18 protein-coding genes and 1 riboswitch are annotated in these 16,073 nt (G+C 63.8%); of the genes, 12 read left to right on the top strand and 6 right to left on the bottom strand.

What is annotated here, in order from left to right:
- Positions 1-12 precede the first annotated feature (12 nt).
- Positions 13-1,344 (bottom strand): cytochrome b, encoded by a 1,332-nt coding sequence (gene petB / locus AC2FNZ_RS15945; RefSeq protein ID WP_093964026.1) that lies wholly within the window; start codon positions 1,342-1,344, stop codon positions 13-15.
- Between the two features lie 12 nt (positions 1,345-1,356).
- Complete coding sequence (gene petA / locus AC2FNZ_RS15940; RefSeq protein ID WP_093964025.1) at positions 1,357-1,917, bottom strand: ubiquinol-cytochrome c reductase iron-sulfur subunit; 561 nt, start codon at positions 1,915-1,917, stop codon at positions 1,357-1,359.
- 461 nt (positions 1,918-2,378) lie between these two features.
- Between petA and AC2FNZ_RS15935 the strand changes: the two genes are divergently transcribed.
- On the top strand, positions 2,379-2,822 hold the full coding sequence (locus AC2FNZ_RS15935; RefSeq protein WP_170340860.1) for a c-type cytochrome: 444 nt from the start codon (positions 2,379-2,381) through the stop codon (positions 2,820-2,822).
- A 17-nt stretch (positions 2,823-2,839) separates the two neighbouring features.
- On the opposite strand, the gene AC2FNZ_RS15930 is transcribed toward AC2FNZ_RS15935, so the two are convergent.
- Positions 2,840-3,454, bottom strand: coding sequence for an FMN-binding negative transcriptional regulator (locus tag AC2FNZ_RS15930; RefSeq protein WP_496841224.1), 615 nt, complete (start codon positions 3,452-3,454; stop codon positions 2,840-2,842).
- Between the two features lie 54 nt (positions 3,455-3,508).
- Positions 3,509-3,663, top strand: a riboswitch (FMN riboswitch).
- A 117-nt stretch (positions 3,664-3,780) separates the two neighbouring features.
- Between AC2FNZ_RS15930 and AC2FNZ_RS15925 the strand changes: the two genes are divergently transcribed.
- From AC2FNZ_RS15925 to cobO, 5 genes are all read left to right on the top strand, one after another.
- Complete coding sequence (locus AC2FNZ_RS15925) at positions 3,781-4,221, top strand: 6,7-dimethyl-8-ribityllumazine synthase (RefSeq protein ID WP_093964022.1); 441 nt, start codon at positions 3,781-3,783, stop codon at positions 4,219-4,221.
- Positions 4,222-4,315: 94 nt separating this feature from the next.
- Entirely contained in the window at positions 4,316-5,416 is a 1,101-nt protein-coding gene (aroC, locus tag AC2FNZ_RS15920) for a chorismate synthase (RefSeq protein ID WP_496841223.1), read from the top strand.
- Positions 5,400-6,074 carry an HD domain-containing protein gene (locus AC2FNZ_RS15915; RefSeq protein ID WP_496841222.1) on the top strand — a complete coding sequence of 225 codons (675 nt, stop codon included), beginning with the start codon at positions 5,400-5,402 and terminating at the stop codon, positions 6,072-6,074. Before aroC ends, AC2FNZ_RS15915 begins: the two co-directional genes overlap by 17 nt.
- Positions 6,075-6,106: 32 nt before the next feature.
- On the top strand, positions 6,107-7,042 hold the full coding sequence (locus tag AC2FNZ_RS15910) for a DMT family transporter (protein ID WP_496841221.1): 936 nt from the start codon (positions 6,107-6,109) through the stop codon (positions 7,040-7,042).
- A gap of 56 nt (positions 7,043-7,098) precedes the next feature.
- On the top strand, positions 7,099-7,698 hold the full coding sequence (gene cobO / locus AC2FNZ_RS15905) for a cob(I)yrinic acid a,c-diamide adenosyltransferase (RefSeq protein ID WP_496841220.1): 600 nt from the start codon (positions 7,099-7,101) through the stop codon (positions 7,696-7,698).
- A gap of 397 nt (positions 7,699-8,095) precedes the next feature.
- Here the strand turns inward: cobO and AC2FNZ_RS15900 are convergent, their stop codons facing one another.
- The 3 genes from AC2FNZ_RS15900 to AC2FNZ_RS15890 form a co-directional block, all read right to left on the bottom strand.
- Positions 8,096-8,461 (bottom strand): hypothetical protein, encoded by a 366-nt coding sequence (locus tag AC2FNZ_RS15900; protein WP_170340849.1) that lies wholly within the window; start codon positions 8,459-8,461, stop codon positions 8,096-8,098.
- Between the two features lie 109 nt (positions 8,462-8,570).
- A complete protein-coding gene (locus AC2FNZ_RS15895; protein WP_496841219.1) occupies positions 8,571-9,521 on the bottom strand; it encodes an AraC family transcriptional regulator in 951 nt (316 codons plus the stop codon).
- Positions 9,522-9,629: 108 nt separating this feature from the next.
- Complete coding sequence (locus AC2FNZ_RS15890) at positions 9,630-10,496, bottom strand: branched-chain amino acid aminotransferase (RefSeq protein WP_170340845.1); 867 nt, start codon at positions 10,494-10,496, stop codon at positions 9,630-9,632.
- Between the two features lie 158 nt (positions 10,497-10,654).
- Between AC2FNZ_RS15890 and AC2FNZ_RS15885 the strand changes: the two genes are divergently transcribed.
- The 6 genes from AC2FNZ_RS15885 to dxs all read left to right on the top strand — a co-directional run bounded on the left by AC2FNZ_RS15885 (position 10,655) and on the right by dxs (position 15,911).
- Positions 10,655-11,167, top strand: a complete 513-nt coding sequence (locus AC2FNZ_RS15885; protein WP_093964014.1) for a MarR family winged helix-turn-helix transcriptional regulator — start codon at positions 10,655-10,657, stop codon at positions 11,165-11,167.
- Complete coding sequence (locus tag AC2FNZ_RS15880) at positions 11,164-11,865, top strand: response regulator (RefSeq protein WP_093964013.1); 702 nt, start codon at positions 11,164-11,166, stop codon at positions 11,863-11,865. Before AC2FNZ_RS15885 ends, AC2FNZ_RS15880 begins: the two co-directional genes overlap by 4 nt.
- A gap of 70 nt (positions 11,866-11,935) precedes the next feature.
- On the top strand, positions 11,936-12,862 hold the full coding sequence (locus tag AC2FNZ_RS15875; protein ID WP_170588259.1) for a histone deacetylase family protein: 927 nt from the start codon (positions 11,936-11,938) through the stop codon (positions 12,860-12,862).
- Positions 12,859-13,101: an exodeoxyribonuclease VII small subunit gene (locus AC2FNZ_RS15870; RefSeq protein WP_005979588.1), complete on the top strand. Its 243-nt coding sequence runs from the start codon at positions 12,859-12,861 to the stop codon at positions 13,099-13,101. The genes AC2FNZ_RS15875 and AC2FNZ_RS15870 overlap by 4 nt, the downstream gene beginning before the upstream one ends.
- Entirely contained in the window at positions 13,101-13,967 is an 867-nt protein-coding gene (locus AC2FNZ_RS15865) for a polyprenyl synthetase family protein (RefSeq protein WP_093964011.1), read from the top strand. The genes AC2FNZ_RS15870 and AC2FNZ_RS15865 overlap by 1 nt, the downstream gene beginning before the upstream one ends.
- A 15-nt stretch (positions 13,968-13,982) precedes the next feature.
- Positions 13,983-15,911 (top strand): 1-deoxy-D-xylulose-5-phosphate synthase, encoded by a 1,929-nt coding sequence (gene dxs, locus AC2FNZ_RS15860; RefSeq protein ID WP_496841218.1) that lies wholly within the window; start codon positions 13,983-13,985, stop codon positions 15,909-15,911.
- Positions 15,912-16,073: the final 162 nt, after the last annotated feature.

Here is a 16,073-nt window from a genome sequence, read left to right as displayed (position 1 = left end):
CGGTCCCTCTTCTTACTCGGCCGGCGTGGCGTCGGCGTCAGCCTTGCCATAATGCGCGTTGAAGTCTTCTTCGATGGTTTCCGGCTGGGCATCGGGCTTTTCGATGACACCCAGGATCGGCAGGATCACGAAGAAATAGGCGAACCAGTAGGCGGACGCGATCAGCGAGAAGGTCGCATAGGGCTCTTCCGCCGGCATCGCACCCAGCCACATTAGGGCAAAGAAGTCGATGACCAGAAGGTAGAACCACCATTTGAACATCGGGCGGTACTTGCCCGAACGCACGGTCGAAGTGTCCAGCCACGGCGCCAGCGCCATCGCCAGGATTGCACCGAACATCGCCAGAACACCAAAGAACTTGGCGTCGATGATGCCACCGGTGATGAAGCTGGCGAACTGCACGACCCAGACTTCGCTGGTGAAGGCACGCAGGATCGCGTAGAACGGCAGGAAGTACCATTCGGGCACGATGTGCGCGGGCGTGACCAGCGGGTTGGCTTCGATGTAGTTGTCCGGGTGGCCCAGGTAGTTCGGCATGAAGCCGACGATCGCCCAGAACACGACCAGGATGACGGCCAGCGCGAACAGGTCCTTGATCACGAAATAGGGCCAGAACGGCAGCGTGTCTTTCTCGGCCTCGGCTTTCGACGTGCGGCGAACTTCAACACCCGTGGGGTTGTTGTTGCCGGTGGTGTGGAAGGCCCAGATATGCACGATGACCAGCCCTGCGATGATGAAGGGCAGCAGATAGTGCAGCGAGAAGAAGCGGTTCAGCGTCGCGTTGTCGACGGCCGGTCCGCCCAGCAGCCAGGTCTGGATCGCTTCGCCCACGAAGGGGATCGCGCCGAACAGGCCGGTGATCACGGTGGCGCCCCAGAAGGACATCTGACCCCAAGGCAGAACATAGCCCATGAAGGCGGTGCCCATCATCATCAGGTAGATCAGCATGCCGATGATCCAGGTCACTTCGCGCGGCGCCTTGTACGATCCGTAGAACAGGCCGCGGAAGATGTGGATATAGACCGCCACGAAGAACAGCGACGCGCCGTTCATGTGCAGGTACCGCAGCATGTAGCCGCCGTTTACGTTGCGCATGATGTGCTCGACGCTGGCAAAGGCCAGATCGACATGCGGGGTATAGTGCATCACCAGAACGATGCCGGTGACGATCTGCAACGCCAGGCAGAAGGTCAGGACGATGCCCCAGATCCACATCCAGTTCAGGTTCTTCGGGGTGGGGATCATCAAAGTGTCGTATAGAAGACCGACAATGGGCAGACGGCTGTTCAGCCACTTCTCGCCGTTGGTCTTCGGTTCATAGTGATCGTGCGGGATACCGGACATGAGCGCGTCTCCTTAACCCAGCTTGATGGTGGTTTCGTCGAGGAACTCGGCGACCGGGATATGCAGGTTTTCCGGAGCGGGACCTTTGCGGATACGGCCCGCCGTATCGTAGTGCGATCCGTGGCACGGGCAGAACCACCCGTGGAAATCACCAGCGCCGTCGCCCAGAGGAACGCAGCCCAGATGGGTGCAGACGCCCATCATCACCAGCCATTCGCCGGCTTCGTCCAGCGTCCGGTTTTCGTCGGTCGCGGGCAAGTTCGGTTTGTTTTCGTTCCGGTCGTTCTGATCCGGCAGATCCTCCAGCGGCACTTCGCGGCCCCAGTTGATCTCTTCTTCGGTACGGCGACGAATGAAGACGGGCTTGCCCAGCCACTTGACCGTGATCTGGGTGCCGATCTCGACGCCGCTGACATCCACGCGGATCGAGGACAGCGCCTGAACGTCTGCCGAGGGGTTCATTTGGTTGACCAGGGGCCACACGGCGGCTCCCGTTGCAACGACACCTGCGCCGCCGGCGGCGTAGTAGAGGAAATCTCTGCGGGTGCCTTCGTGGTCTTCTGCGTGGGACACGAGGTTTTCTCCGATTCCAGCGCCCGGCTACGGGCAAACATGCATCAGCACCGCATCAAAGCGGCGTCTCATCGCGGGTATCTAGCTGGCGGAAATCGGTTCGTCCAGCGGTCATAGGCGCGCACTACGCCGCATCTGGGCATTCATGTCACAATGAAGGGGTCATTTTTCAAGAACTTCCTCGGGTGTTGCGAAAAACGCCGTTCGAAGGCGCGAATCACTTCGCAGGTGATTCTCTGACCCTTCGCCCCCGGCCCGGCCGAGCACCTGTTCACTCGGGTGCCCGGCGCGTGGCACACACGACAGCAACCGGACCGCGCGGTTCCGGGTCATTTTTTTTCATGTAAACATCTATTTTAAAATCATTTTTTAGATTTCTTTGTGGTGAATTTCCCGGTTGCGACCCCGGGGTTTTTCAAGCAAAGGCGGCGGGCGCGCGACCGATCTGAATGAGGACCCAAATGACTTTGTCAAAAAACGCCATTCTGCTGCTCGCGTTCACCGCCGCACACCAGGCCGCTGCCGAAGGCGACGCCGCGCGCGGTGAGAAACTCTACAATCGCTGCTCGTCCTGTCACGCCATCATCAAGGATGACGAGGTTCTGATCAAAGGCGGCATCACCGGCCCGAATCTCTATGGCGTGGTCGGCAGGACCGCAGGAACCGAAAACGATTATCTGAACGGCAGTGAACGGCTGCCCATCGGGATGTTCACCGATGACATGATCCGCGCCGGTGAAAACGGTCTGGTCTGGACGCAGGAGAACATCGCCGCCTATGCCCGCGACCCGATCGGGTTCATCCAGGACTTCCTCAACGACGACACCGCCCGCCCGAACATGAGCGTCAAGCTGAAGAAAGGTGCCGAGGATATCGCCGCCTATCTGGCCACGTTCACCGACTGAACCCAACCCGGTGCCGGTCAACTGTCCCGCATCAAAGCAGCCAGTTGACCAAGCTCGTTGCCGATCCCGGACTGCTCGACATTCTCGGCCGCGGCCAGCCGCGCCGCCTGGGGCTTGTTCTGGTTCAGTTTCCAGGTGCCGTCGATCTGGGTGATCTGCATGCGGCAGGGCACGATCATGCGCATCATGCGCTCCAGCGCCGCCGGGTCCATCTTGTCGGCGCGCCAGGGCGGCTTGGGCTGGAGCCGCTCTTCAAAAAAGGCCGATTGCCGATCAAGTAGATCGCGCAGACGGTCCTGGGGCTGCAATTCCAGGCGGCCGGTCAGGTGGACCGCCACATAGTTCCATGTGGGCACCTGATCCGCGACGCCATACCAATCGGGCGAGACATACCCGTCGGGCCCCTGAACCGCGATCCGCGCTTCCTGCGGGTTGGCCAGCGCCCGCACGATCGGGTTCGACCGCACCAGATGCAGCTCGGCCACCGCGCCATCCTCTGAGAGCAGGAAGGGCACATGGCTGATCAATGGCGGGCCGTCGACCGACAGCGCCAGTACGCCGAACCCCCGGCTGCGGGCAAACTCCACATGGCGCGCGCGGTCCTCGGCGCGAAAGGCTGGGTTGGGGTGCATGGCCGTCCTCCTGCAGACAGGTCTTGCAGATCGCGCGCACGCTTGGCAAGGTCGCGCCGTTCTCAGGGCGGGGCGGAATTCCCCACCGGCGGTATGCGGGCATAGGCCCGCCAGCCCGCGAGCGGCTCTGTCATTTAACCGGCAGAGTGTCAGCAGATCTGGTGAGAGGCCAGAGCCGACGGTTAAAGTCCGGATGGAAGAGAACGAGCAGCGCGCCTCGCCAAGGGCGCGTCTGTCCGTGATCGCCTTGGGTGACGTGTCATGCCGCGCTGGCCGCGAAACCGTTTGCCCCCGCCAGCAGGCCACCAAGCTGAAAGGAGATCACGATGACACACACCCGCTATGCTTTCGTCAAAGCCAACTGGCATGCCGATATCGTTGACCGCGCGCTGGACGGTTTTCTGGAGCTGATCCCCGCCGATCAGGTCGATGTATTCGACGTGCCGGGCGCGTTCGAAATGCCCCTGCTGGCCCGCGACCTGGCCCAGACGGGCCGCTATGCCGCCGTAGCCTGCGCGGCCTTTGTCGTCGATGGCGGCATCTACCGGCACGATTTCGTGGCGCAGGCCGTCGTTGACGGGCTGATGCGCGCGGGGCTGGAAACCGGCGTGCCGGTCCTGTCGGTGTCGCTGACGCCGCACCAGTACCAGGAAACCGACCATCACACCGCCATCTACCGCGCGCATTTCGTGGAAAAAGGGCGCGAGGCGGCCCGGGCGGCGCTGAAAATCGTCGAAACCCGCGCCGCACTGACCCGTGCTGCCTAAGCACACTGGGTTGGGGCAGCGATGCCCCAACCGCAAATCCGCTTGAGGCGGCAGGCTCTCGCCGTTAATCACAACCCTCAAAGGAGCACGCCCCATGTCGATGAACAGCTTTGGACATCTTTTCCGCGTCACCACCTGGGGTGAAAGCCACGGCCCTGCGCTGGGCGCCACGGTGGATGGCTGCCCGCCCGGCGTCCCGATCGACGAAGGCATGATCCAGCACTGGCTGGACAAGCGCAAACCGGGCCAGAACAAGTTCACCACCCAGCGCCGCGAGCCCGATCAGGTGAAAATCCTGTCGGGCGTGTTCGAGGGCCAGACAACCGGCACCCCCGTCCAACTGATGATCGAGAACACCGATCAACGCTCGAAGGATTACGGGGACATCATGGACAAGTTCCGCCCCGGCCATGCCGACATTACCTATTGGCAGAAATACGGCATCCGAGACTATCGCGGCGGCGGGCGCAGCTCGGCCCGCGAAACGGCGGCGCGTGTGGCCGCGGGCGGGCTGGCGCGCGAGGCGATCAAGCAGATCGCGCCCAACGTCCAGATCACCGGCTACATGACCCAGATCGGCCCGCACCGGATCGACCGCGCCAACTTTGAGTGGGCGCAGATCGAACAGAATCCGTTCTGGACCCCGGATGCACAAGCCGCCGAGGACTGGGCGGCCTATCTGGACGATCTGCGCAAATCCGGCAATTCGGTCGGCGCGGTGGTCGAAGTGGTGGCGCGCGGCGTCCCCGCGGGCCTGGGCGCGCCGGTCTATGGCAAGCTCGACACCGATCTGGCCGCGGCGATGATGTCGATCAACGCGGTCAAAGGTGTCGAAATCGGCGAAGGCATGGCCGCCGCCGAACTGACAGGCGAGGCCAATGCCGACGAGATCTTCATGGGTCAGGACGGCCCGCAATACAGCTCGAACCACGCGGGCGGCATCCTGGGCGGCATCTCGACCGGGCAGGACATCGTGGTGCGTTTCGCGGTCAAGCCCACTTCGTCGATCCTGACCACGCGCAAGACCATCACCAAATCGGGTGAAGAGACCGAGATCATCACCAAGGGCCGCCACGACCCCTGCGTTGGCATCCGCGCCGTTCCGGTGGGTGAGGCGATGATGGCCTGCGTGATCCTGGACCACCTTCTGCTGCATCGCGGCCAGATCGGTGAGAACCGTGGACGGATTGGCTGAGATGCGCGACCGCCTGCGCACGGTCGTCGCGCAGCGGATGATCACCGACCCGGCCCACGACCTGGCCCATCTGGACCGTGTCTGGGTCAATGCCCGCGCCATCGCCGATGCGCAGACCGACAGGACCGTGCTGCTGGCGGCCTGCTATCTGCACGATCTGGTCAACCTGCCCAAGAACGACCCCGACCGACACCTGGCCTCGCGCCAGTCGGCTGCGGAATCCGAGCCTGTTCTGCGGGATCTGGGCCTGAGCGAGGCCCAGATCGACGCCACCCGTCACGCGATCGAGGCGCACAGTTTTTCCGCCAACATCCCGCCCGAGACGCCCGAGGCGCGCATCCTGCGCGATGCCGACCGGCTGGATGCGCTGGGCGCCATCGGCATCGCGCGGAATTTCTCGGTTTCCGGCGCTTTGGGGCGGACGCTCTATGATCCGGCCGATCCGTTCGCATCGCACCGTCCGCTGGACGATCTGCACTATTCGATCGACCACTGGAAGGTGAAGCTGCTGGCCCTGCCCGACGACATGCTGACCGAGGCCGGACGGCAGATTGCGCTGCAACGGGTCCGGCGCATGATTCGGTTTCTGACCGAGTTTGCCGAAGAGATCGGCAGCCCGCTGCCCGACAGCTGGACACGCCCCAATCCGACCCGTTGATCTTTGCCGCGCAAGGGGGCAGGGTCGCGCCGATGGCCCAATCCATGACCTCTAATCGCCCTTTGCTGGCCGTGACGCTGAAACTCAGCGCGCTGTTCCTGTTCACGGCGATGTCGGCGCTGGTCAAGGCGCTGTCGGCGGATTTCCCGCCGGGCCAGATGGTGTTTTTCCGTTCGCTTTTCGCGGTGCCGGTGATCGTGGCCTGGCTGATCTCGCGCGGGGAACTGGCGCAGGGCTTTGTCGTCAAGAAACCCATGGGCCATTTCTGGCGCGGGGTGCTGGGCACCACCGCCATGGGCCTGACCTTCACCGGACTCAGCCTGCTGCCCCTGCCCGAGGTTACGGCCATTGGCTATGCCACCCCGATCTTCACCCTGATCCTGGCGGCGCTGCTGCTGGGCGAGCGCATCCGCCTGATCCGCATCGGCGCGGTGGCGATCGGGCTCTTGGGCGTGCTGATCATGATCTGGCCGCGGCTGGGCTCGGCCGATCTGGGCACCGGTGCCACGATCGGCGCGCTGTGCGTGCTGGGCGCGACCGTGGCCCGAGGCTTCGTGCAGATCCACATCCGGCAATTGGTGCAGGTCGACCACCCCGCCGCGATCGTCTTCTATTTTTCGATGACCGCCACGCTGCTGTCGGCGCTGACCGTGTTCTGGGGCTGGACCGTGCCCACCCTGGACCAGCTGCTGATCCTGATCACGATGGGCCTGATCGGCGGCGTCGCGCAGATTCTGGTGACCTCGTCCTACCGGTTCGGGCAGGCCTCGATGCTGGCGCCCTATGATTATACGTCGATGCTGTTTGCGATCTTCATCGGCTATGTCTGGTTTGACGAGCTGCCGACCCTGGCGATCCTGCTGGGGGCGGCGCTGGTGATCGCCGGCAATGCGGTTGTGATCTGGCGCGAACACCAGCTGGGTCTGGAGCGCGGCAAAGCGCGGTCACTGACCGATCACAAACCCTGACTTTACCTTTCGCGCCCATCGCCTAGGTTGGCGCGGACAATCAACGAGGTTTTGCCATGAGCGACGCACAGGACCACAAACAGAAGATGCAACAGGTGCAGGCCCAGCACCGCAAGAAAGTGTCCGAGGCCGTGGATCCCGGCCGGGGGCTGGTGTTGATCAACACCGGCAAGGGCAAGGGCAAATCCTCGGCCGCCTTCGGCGTGGTGATCCGCGCATTGGGCTGGGGCCAGAAAGTCGCCGTGGTGCAGTTCATCAAGGGCAAATGGAAGACCGGCGAGCGGCGGTTCTTCGAAGAACGCGATCTGGTCACCTGGCACACGATGGGCGAAGGCTTCACCTGGGACACCCAGGACCGCGACCGCGACATCGCCGCCGCCACCGATGCCTTCGACAAGGCGCGCGACCTGATGGCCAGCGGCGACTATGACCTTGTGGTGCTGGACGAGATCAACATCGCCCTGCGCTATGAATACCTGTCGGTGGACGCGGTGATCGAGGGGCTGAAGGCCCGCTCGGACCGGACCAGCGTGTTCCTGACCGGGCGCGACGCGCCGCAGGCGCTGCGCGAATATGCCGATCTGGTCACCGAAATGACCGAGGAAAAGCACCCGTTTCAGGCCGGCATCAAGGCCCAGCGCGGCGTCGATTTCTGATCGGTCAACGCGGGACGGCACCACTTGCCGGTGCCGCCGGCGTGCTCTGGGGGACAGTGGCGATCCGGGCGTCCGCGACCCCGGCCGCCCGATCACAGCGTCCGTCCTGGCACTTGCAGTCCAGGTAGGCCACCAGGTCGCCATCGGCGCAACACCCGCTGCCAAGGGGCAGGTCTGAACTGGACAGAAGTTCAAGTATCGGGTCGCGCATCGCGTGGCCTTTCCGAAATCGTTTCCGAGACGGTGGCGCGCCCTCGCAGGTGTTCGGCTTGGCGCGCAGGCCGTCTCGGAATCAAAGGCTTGATACCGGGGTATCTGGCGTTGGGCTAAAACTGACAATTTCTGTCGGATTTTTCAAGACCAAAATTCGCCCCGCCCAAATGGCCGGAGCAAGGGGTCAGGCGGTGGCTGTCTGGTCGGGCGCGCTGAGCGAGACTACGGCCACCACAGCGGCGCCATTCAGCCAGTAGTAGACCGCATCCAGACCGGTGAAGCCGAACAGGCTGGGCGCGAACAGGAAGGTGAGCCCCACCAGCAGATCGACGGCCAGGTGAAACCTGTAGGGCAGCACGCGCCAAACACCCAGGTGATGATCCGTCAGCGCCGTCAACACGAAAGCCGCCACGCCGGTGGCCACCGACAGCCACAGCGCAATCGGGTTCGACGCGCCCAGTCCCAGGGCAAAAGGCAGCCCAATCAGGGCCAGTGCCACCGGGTAGTCCAGATAGGCATGAATGGTGCGAGTAACAAAACGCAGAGACATGATATTTCCTTTCCTTGATTGACGATGGATCAAGGATAGGCTCGCCAACTCGAACGCAGCAGCCCAGATCGTTTGGGATATCTTGCAGATCGTCCGTCGAATCGCCGGATCAGTGCATCGCCCTGTACGCGGCCGGAGACAGACCGATCTGCTTCTTGAACACCCGCGAAAACGCCGCCTCGGAGGCATAGCCGACCTGAGCCGCCGCGTCGGCCACGTTCCAGCGGCTTTCGATCAGTCCGTGGCAGGCGATCTGCATACGCCAGTCGGTCAGGTATTGCATGGGCGTGGCGCCCATCTTCTGGGTGAACAGCTGCGCGAAGGTCGTGCGCGACATGCCGGCTTCACGCGCCAGCGATGCCACGCTCCACTCGCGGGCCGGGTCGCGGTGAAAGGCGCCCAGCGCGCGTGATATACGTGGATCGGCGAAGCCCGACAGGGCCGCATCGGTGGGGCTTTGATGTTCCAGATAGGCGCGGATTGCCTGGGCGAACAGAACCTCAGACAGTTTCAGCGCGATCAGGTCACCGCCGATCCGGGCTCCCGCAACTTCGGATTCGATCATCCGCAGCGTGGCCTCGATCCAGGCCCCAGCGGATTCGCCGTAGTTCTCGATCAGGAAATAGGGCGGCAGGCGATCGATCAGCATGTGCCCGGTGCCCCGCCGCCCGGCCGGACCGGCAAACGAGAAATGCCCGCAGATCAGTTGGGTGTCACGGTCCTGCTCGGCTCCGCCATAGACCAACACACCGTCACCTTTGTAGCCGGCCCGGTCCAGGACCTGCTCCAGCGGCAAGGCATCCACGGGCCGGACCTCGTTGCACAGCAGCGCATGTGCGGCCCCGTGCGGGATCAGGATCAGATCCCCCTGACGCAACCGCAGGGTCTCGCCGGTGGTGGACACATGCACCTTCAGCTCTCCGCGCTGGACGAAGTGAAACCGGGCGACGTTTTCGAACGCAGGCACCTGCACGCCGAAAGGCGGCGTGAACGAGGTCCGGAAATACAGGGTGCCCCGCAAAGACAGGCGCGTCAGGATATCGCTGAGCAGGTCCAACATGCGCCAAGGATACGGATTCGCACCCGACCGTCCAGCGCAGCGGACGATCTGCAAAAAACCCCGGACGGGCGGCAAGGCCAGTCGGCCACCGCCCGCGCGGATGTCGGATCAGCTGCGGACCAGCTGTTCGTAGTCGTTGGCGATCTCGCGGGTCAGGTCACCGACCTCGAAGGTATACTCGCCGATCTGGCCCACCGGCGTGACCTCGGCCGCGGTACCGGTCAGCCAGCACTGTTCGAAATCGGCCATCTCCTCGGGCAGGATGTGGCGTTCGTGTACGGTGATGCCCTTGTCTTTCAGCATCTGGATCACCGTCTGCCGGGTGATGCCGTTCAGGAAGCAGTCGGCCAGCGGCGTATGCACTTCGCCATCCTTGACGAAGAATACGTTGGCACCGGTCGCCTCGGCCACATAGCCGCGGTAATCCATGAACAAGGCATCCGAACAGCCCTTGGCCTCGGCCTTGTGCTTGGAGATGGTGCAGATCATGTACAGCCCCGCCGCCTTGGCATGGACCGGGATCGTTTCCGGGCTGGGCCGCTTCCACTCGGCAATGTCCAGCTTGGCGCCCTGCATCTTGGCATCGCCGTAATAGGCGCCCCAGGGCCAGACCGCGATGGCCATGCGGACCGGGTTGCGCGCCGAGGCCACGCCCATGTCTTCGCCCGAGCCGCGCCAGACCAGCGCGCGCACATATGCGTCCTTGAGGCCGCTTTTCTCGAGCGTTTCGGCCTTGGCCGCCTCGATCTGATCGACCGTGTAAGGCATCGGCATGTCCAGAGCCTCGGCCGATTTGATCAACCGCTCGGAATGTTCCCGGCTTTTGAAGATCTTGCCGTTATAGGCGCGCTCGCCCTCGAAGACCGAGCTGGCATAGTGCATCGCATGGGTCAGGACATGCACCTTGGCATCGCGCCAGGGCACAAATTCGCCATCCATCCAGATGACACCGTCACGATCGTCATATCCCGCCATCCGAAACCTCCTGACCCGGGCCACATTTCCGATTGTTGCGCCACTTAGGTCCGACCCGGACACAAAATTGCGCAAAAACTGCGATTCGATACCTGTCCGCCCTTGGAATGTCAATAACGCTGACTTAAAGTTGGGGCGTGTAACGAATGAGGCCCGATATGTCCGAGATCCGCCCCGCCCCGGTCTTTGGCGGAGAAAGCCTGTTGTTTCTGACAGATGAACAGCTTCGGCAGGGGATCGAGGCGATGTTCTTTGCCTATCGCGGCTTTACCGCCGATCCCGACCGCATCTTAAGCGAAATGGCCTATGGCCGCGCGCATCACCGGGCGATCCATTTCATCAACCGCGCGCCTGGCACCACGGTGAACAATCTGCTGGCGATCCTGGGGGTGACCAAGCAGTCGCTGAACCGGGTGCTGCGCACGCTGATCGATGACGGCCTGGTCGAGAGCCGGGTCGGCACCGTCGACAAGCGCGAACGCCATCTGTACCTGACCGAAAAGGGCAAGGCGCTCGAGTCACAGCTGTCGGACGCCCAGCGCGCCCGTATGCGCGCGGCCTACAAGGATGCCGGCCCCGAGGCGGTTGCCGGGTTCCGCAAAGTTCTTGAAGCGATGATGGATGCTGATATGCGTCGAGCCTATGTGAAACTGCGGGATTCAACTTCATGAGCGATGTGGACGCCCACCTTCTGATCGTCGATGACGATGAACGCATCCGCGATCTACTCAAGAAGTTCTTGATGCGCAGCGGATTTCTGGTGACGGCGGCGCGTGATGCCGCCCATGCGCGACGGGTCCTGTCGGGGCTGGATTTCGACCTGATCGTGATGGATGTGATGATGCCGGGTGAGGATGGCGTCAGCCTGACCCGAGCCCTGCGCGAGACACACGACACGCCGATCCTTCTTCTGACCGCACGCGGCGAGACCGAGCACCGGATCGCCGGGTTGGAAGCCGGGGCCGACGATTACCTGGCCAAGCCGTTCGAGCCCAAGGAACTGCTGTTGCGGATCAACGCCATCCTGCGGCGGATGCCGGAAACCACGGCGCAGGATACGGCCGCCAAGATCCTGCATCTGGGGCCGATCCGCTATGACATTGAACGCGGCGAGATGTGGCAGGGCGAAGAGCCGGTGCGGCTGACCGCCACTGAAAGCCAGTTGATGAAGATCTTCTCGGCCCAGCCGGGCGAGCCGATCAGCCGGTCGAAGCTGGTCGAAGATCTGGGGCGCGACAAGGGGCAGGCGCAGGAACGCGCGGTGGACGTGCAGATCACGCGCTTGCGCCGCAAGATCGAGCAGGACCCCAAGCAGCCGCGCTATCTGCAGACGGTGCGGGGCGCGGGATATATGCTGGCGCCCGATTGATTTTGCCGCTGCGCGGCGTTTTCTTGCCTTCGGCGAGGATATTGTGGGCCAGATGAAGTGGGGGAGTTTCATGAAGACCGCTGTTTTGACGCATGCCGACTGTCTGGGTCATGTCACCCCCGAGGGGCACCCCGAACGGGTGGCCCGGCTGGAACATATCCTGCATGCGCTTGAGCCGCTGGACCTGCAGCGGGTGACCGCACCGCTGGCGGCGGACGATGATCTGCTGCGCATCCATCCCGAGAGTTTCATCCGCGAAATCCGTGACAGCCGCCCGACTGAGGGGTTCCGCCAGATCGACGGGGATACGTTCATGTCACCCGGCTCGGTCGATGCAGCCTATCGGGCGGCGGGGGCCGTGGTGCGGGCGGTGGACATGGTGCTGGGCGGTGAGGCGCCGAATGCGTTCTGCGCCATTCGGCCGCCGGGCCATCATGCCGAACGGGAAACCGCCATGGGGTTCTGCCTGTTCGGCAACGCTGCTCTGGCAGCGAAGCATGCGCTGGATCATCACGGGCGGGATCGGGTCGCGGTGGTGGATTTTGACGTGCATCACGGCAATGGCACGCAGGATCTGCTGTGGGACGAGACCCGGGCGCTGGTGATCACCAGCCAGCAGATGCCGCTGTGGCCGGGCTCGGGGCGACCGAATGAAACCGGTGCGCATGACACCATCGTGAACATCCCGTTGGCCCCCGGCACCGGCGGGGCCGAGATGCGCGCGGCCTACGAGGCGCAGGCCTTTCCTCGGCTGCGCGCGTTCAAGCCCGAGCTGATCATCATCTCGGCCGGGTTCGACGCCCATCAGGACGATCCGCTGGCCAATCTGAACTGGTCCACCGACGATTTCGCCTGGATCACCGCGCAGCTGTGCCGGATCGCCGATGAGCTGTGTGGGGGCCGTATCGTCTCGACTCTGGAAGGCGGGTATGATCTGAACGCACTGGCCAAGGCCACACGCGCCCATGTTGAAGAACTGATGAAGGCAGCCCGATGACCGAGACCCCCGTTGAACAGATGACATTCGAACAGGCGATGAAAGAGCTGGAGGCCGTGGTCGGCCAACTGGAGCGCGGAGACGTGGCGTTGGACCAGTCGATCGCCCTGTACGAGCGCGGCGCCAAGCTGAAGAAACGCTGCGAGGACGAGCTGAAGCGCGCCGAGGAGAAAGTAGCCGCCATCACGCTGGATGCCGATGGTCAACCCACCGGGACGACTCCTGTCGAAGGCCTGTAATGTTTTCCGGAAGGCTGGTGCAGGATGCTGCGCTGATCCAGGCGCAGTTCGATCTGGTTCTGGGCGCGCTGGACGATGTCGATGTGACCCGCGCGATGGCCTATGCCACGCAGGGCGGCAAGCGGCTGCGCGGATTTCTGGTGCTGGAAAGCGCCCGGCTGCACGGAATGGATGAGACTTGCGCGATCTGGCCCGCGACCGGGATCGAGGCGCTGCACGCCTACAGCCTGGTGCATGACGATCTGCCCTGCATGGACGATGACGATCTGCGTCGCGGCCGTCCGACCGTGCACAAGCAATGGAACGACGGCATCGCGGTTCTGGCTGGCGACGCTTTGCAGTCGCTGGCATTTGAACTTTGCACCCGGCCCGAGGTCGGATCTGCAGGCGTTCGGGCCGAACTGGCGCTGACCCTCGCCCGGGCCAGCGGCGCCCAAGGCATGGTTCTGGGTCAAGCGTTGGACATCGCTGCCGAGTCTGCCGAACAGCCATTGACCCTGCCGGAAATCACGCATCTTCAGGCTGGCAAGACCGGGGCGCTGATCGAATGGTCGGCGTGCGCCGGTGCTGTTCTGTCGGAGGCTGATCCGACCCCATTGCGCCAATATGCCCGTGCGCTGGGTCTTGCCTTTCAGATCGCCGACGACATCCTTGATGTGGAAGGTGACAGCGAAAAGGCGGGCAAACGACTGCAGAAGGACGCACAGGCGGGCAAGGCAACTTTCGTTTCGCTGCTGGGTCTGGATGCAGCGAAGGCGCGCGCTGCCGAGCTGGTCGAGCAGGCCTGCGCCGCGTTGGACGCCTACGGACCGCGGGCCGAAACCTTGAAGGACGCCGCCCGCTTCGTTATTGCGCGTGAAAGCTGAACCGTAAGGGATGCCATGTCAGACCGTCCGAACACCCCGCTTCTGGACCTTGTGAACCGCCCGGCGGATCTCAAGCAGTTTTCGGACGCGCAGTTGCATCAGCTGGCGCACGAGCTGCGGGCCGAGACGATCTCGGCCGTTTCGGTGACCGGCGGGCATCTGGGCGCGGGGCTGGGCGTGGTCGAGCTGACCGTGGCCCTGCACGCGGTGTTCGACACGCCGCGCGACAAGATCATCTGGGATGTCGGGCACCAGTGCTATCCCCACAAGATCCTGACCGAGCGGCGCGACCGCATCCGCACCCTGCGCCAGAAAGGCGGCCTCAGCGGGTTCACCAAGCGCAGCGAAAGCCCCTATGACCCGTTCGGCGCGGCGCACAGTTCGACCTCGATCAGCGCGGCGCTGGGCTTTGCCGTGGCCCGGGACCTGGGCGGGGTCACGCCCGAGGGGCTGGGCGACGCGATCGCGGTGATCGGCGACGGGTCGATGTCGGCCGGCATGGCCTTCGAGGCGATGAACAACGCCGGCCACCTGAAAAAACGCCTGATCGTGATCCTGAACGACAACGAGATGAGCATCGCCCCGCCCGTGGGTGCGCTGTCAAACTATCTTTCGCGCATCTATGCCGAAGAGCCGTTCCACGATCTGAAAGCCGCCGCCAAGGGGGCGGTGTCGCTGCTGCCCGAACCGTTCCGCGAAGGCGCCAAGCGCGCCAAGGAGATGCTCAAGGGCATGGCGGTGGGCGGCACGCTTTTCGAAGAGCTGGGATTCTCCTATGTCGGCCCGATCGACGGGCATGACCTGGACCAGCTGCTGCCGGTGCTTCGCACCGTCAAGGCGCGGGCGACCGGGCCGATTCTGATCCACGCGCTGACAAAAAAGGGCAAGGGCTATGCCCCGGCCGAGCAGGCCCGCGACAAGGGCCATGCCACCGCCAAGTTCGACGTGGTCACCGGCAAGCAGCAGAAGGCGCCGTCGAACGCACCGTCCTATACCTCGGTCTTCGGCAAGACCCTGGTGGACGAGGCCAGCCGCGACGATAAGATCGTGGCGGTGACCGCGGCGATGCCCGACGGCACCGGGCTGAACCTGTTCGCCGAACGCTACCCGTCGCGCTGTTTCGACGTAGCGATTGCCGAGCAGCACGGGGTCACATTCTCGGCCGCGCTGGCGGCGGGCGGGCTGAAACCGTTCTGCGCGATGTATTCAACGTTTTTGCAGCGCGGCTATGACCAGGTGGTGCACGACGTGGCGATCCAGCGCCTGCCGGTGCGCTTTGCCATCGACCGCGCGGGGCTGGTGGGTGCCGATGGCGCGACCCATGCCGGGTCGTTCGACATCGCCTACCTGTCCAACCTGCCGGGCATGGTGGTGATGGCCGCCGCCGACGAGGCCGAGCTTGTGCACATGGTCGCCACCGCCGCCGCCCATAACGACGGCCCCATCGCATTCCGCTATCCGCGGGGCGAAGGCGTGGGCGTCGATCTGCCCGAACGCGGGCAGGTTCTGGAAATCGGCAAGGGCCGCCTGATCCAGTCGGGGGCACGCGTTGCGCTCCTGTCTTTCGGCACGCGGCTGGCCGAAGTGCAGAAGGCCGCCGAATCGCTGGCCGCACGCGGCATCACCCCGACCATCGCCGACGCACGGTTCGCCAAGCCGCTGGACCGCGAACTGATCCTGGACCTGGCCGCCAACCACGAGGCGCTGATCACCATCGAGGAAGGCGCCATCGGCGGGTTCGGCAGCCACGTGGCGCAGCTGCTGGCGGATGAGGGCGTGTTCGACCGCGGCCTGAAATACCGCTCGATGGTGCTGCCGGACATTTTTATCGACCAGGCCAGCCCCGCCGACATGTACGCGGTCGCGGGCATGAACGCCGAACAGATCGAAGCCAAGGTGCTTGCTGTTCTGGGCATCGCATCAATCGGAGAAAAGCGCGCCTGATTCCGACCGGATCGTCGGTTGCCCTCAGCCAGAGCGGCATTCGGGTCGAACGACGGGTGAACAAGGCCATTCGCCCTCCAAGAAAACCTCACATTGGGGTCAACAACCGGTCTTGCCTACGCCCGTGGGACGGTTTAAACGATCCTTCGCACCGCATACCGC

It is taken from the genome of Ruegeria sp. SAZA006 (genome assembly GCF_059613465.1).
Note: the sequence above shows the minus strand (reverse complement) of the source record. Positions and strands in the feature narration are given on the sequence as shown.

Excerpts from the sequence above, each read along its gene's own strand:
- AC2FNZ_RS15885 (WP_093964014.1), top strand. The coding sequence starts at position 10,655 with ATGTCCGAGATCCGCCCCGCCCCGGTCTTTGGCGGAGAAAGCCTGTTG.
- AC2FNZ_RS15925 (WP_093964022.1), top strand. The coding sequence starts at position 3,781 with ATGACACACACCCGCTATGCTTTCGTCAAAGCCAACTGGCATGCCGAT.
- AC2FNZ_RS15865 (WP_093964011.1), top strand. The coding sequence starts at position 13,101 with ATGTTTTCCGGAAGGCTGGTGCAGGATGCTGCGCTGATCCAGGCGCAG.
- AC2FNZ_RS15870 (WP_005979588.1), top strand. The coding sequence starts at position 12,859 with ATGACCGAGACCCCCGTTGAACAGATGACATTCGAACAGGCGATGAAA.
- petB (WP_093964026.1), bottom strand. The coding sequence starts at position 1,344 with ATGTCCGGTATCCCGCACGATCACTATGAACCGAAGACCAACGGCGAG.
- AC2FNZ_RS15935 (WP_170340860.1), top strand. The coding sequence starts at position 2,379 with ATGACTTTGTCAAAAAACGCCATTCTGCTGCTCGCGTTCACCGCCGCA.
- cobO (WP_496841220.1), top strand. The coding sequence starts at position 7,099 with ATGAGCGACGCACAGGACCACAAACAGAAGATGCAACAGGTGCAGGCC.
- AC2FNZ_RS15930 (WP_496841224.1), bottom strand. The coding sequence starts at position 3,454 with ATGCACCCCAACCCAGCCTTTCGCGCCGAGGACCGCGCGCGCCATGTG.
- AC2FNZ_RS15910 (WP_496841221.1), top strand. The coding sequence starts at position 6,107 with ATGGCCCAATCCATGACCTCTAATCGCCCTTTGCTGGCCGTGACGCTG.
- AC2FNZ_RS15895 (WP_496841219.1), bottom strand. The coding sequence starts at position 9,521 with ATGTTGGACCTGCTCAGCGATATCCTGACGCGCCTGTCTTTGCGGGGC.
- dxs (WP_496841218.1), top strand. The coding sequence starts at position 13,983 with ATGTCAGACCGTCCGAACACCCCGCTTCTGGACCTTGTGAACCGCCCG.
- AC2FNZ_RS15875 (WP_170588259.1), top strand. The coding sequence starts at position 11,936 with ATGAAGACCGCTGTTTTGACGCATGCCGACTGTCTGGGTCATGTCACC.
- AC2FNZ_RS15900 (WP_170340849.1), bottom strand. The coding sequence starts at position 8,461 with ATGTCTCTGCGTTTTGTTACTCGCACCATTCATGCCTATCTGGACTAC.
- aroC (WP_496841223.1), top strand. The coding sequence starts at position 4,316 with ATGTCGATGAACAGCTTTGGACATCTTTTCCGCGTCACCACCTGGGGT.
- AC2FNZ_RS15890 (WP_170340845.1), bottom strand. The coding sequence starts at position 10,496 with ATGGCGGGATATGACGATCGTGACGGTGTCATCTGGATGGATGGCGAA.
- AC2FNZ_RS15880 (WP_093964013.1), top strand. The coding sequence starts at position 11,164 with ATGAGCGATGTGGACGCCCACCTTCTGATCGTCGATGACGATGAACGC.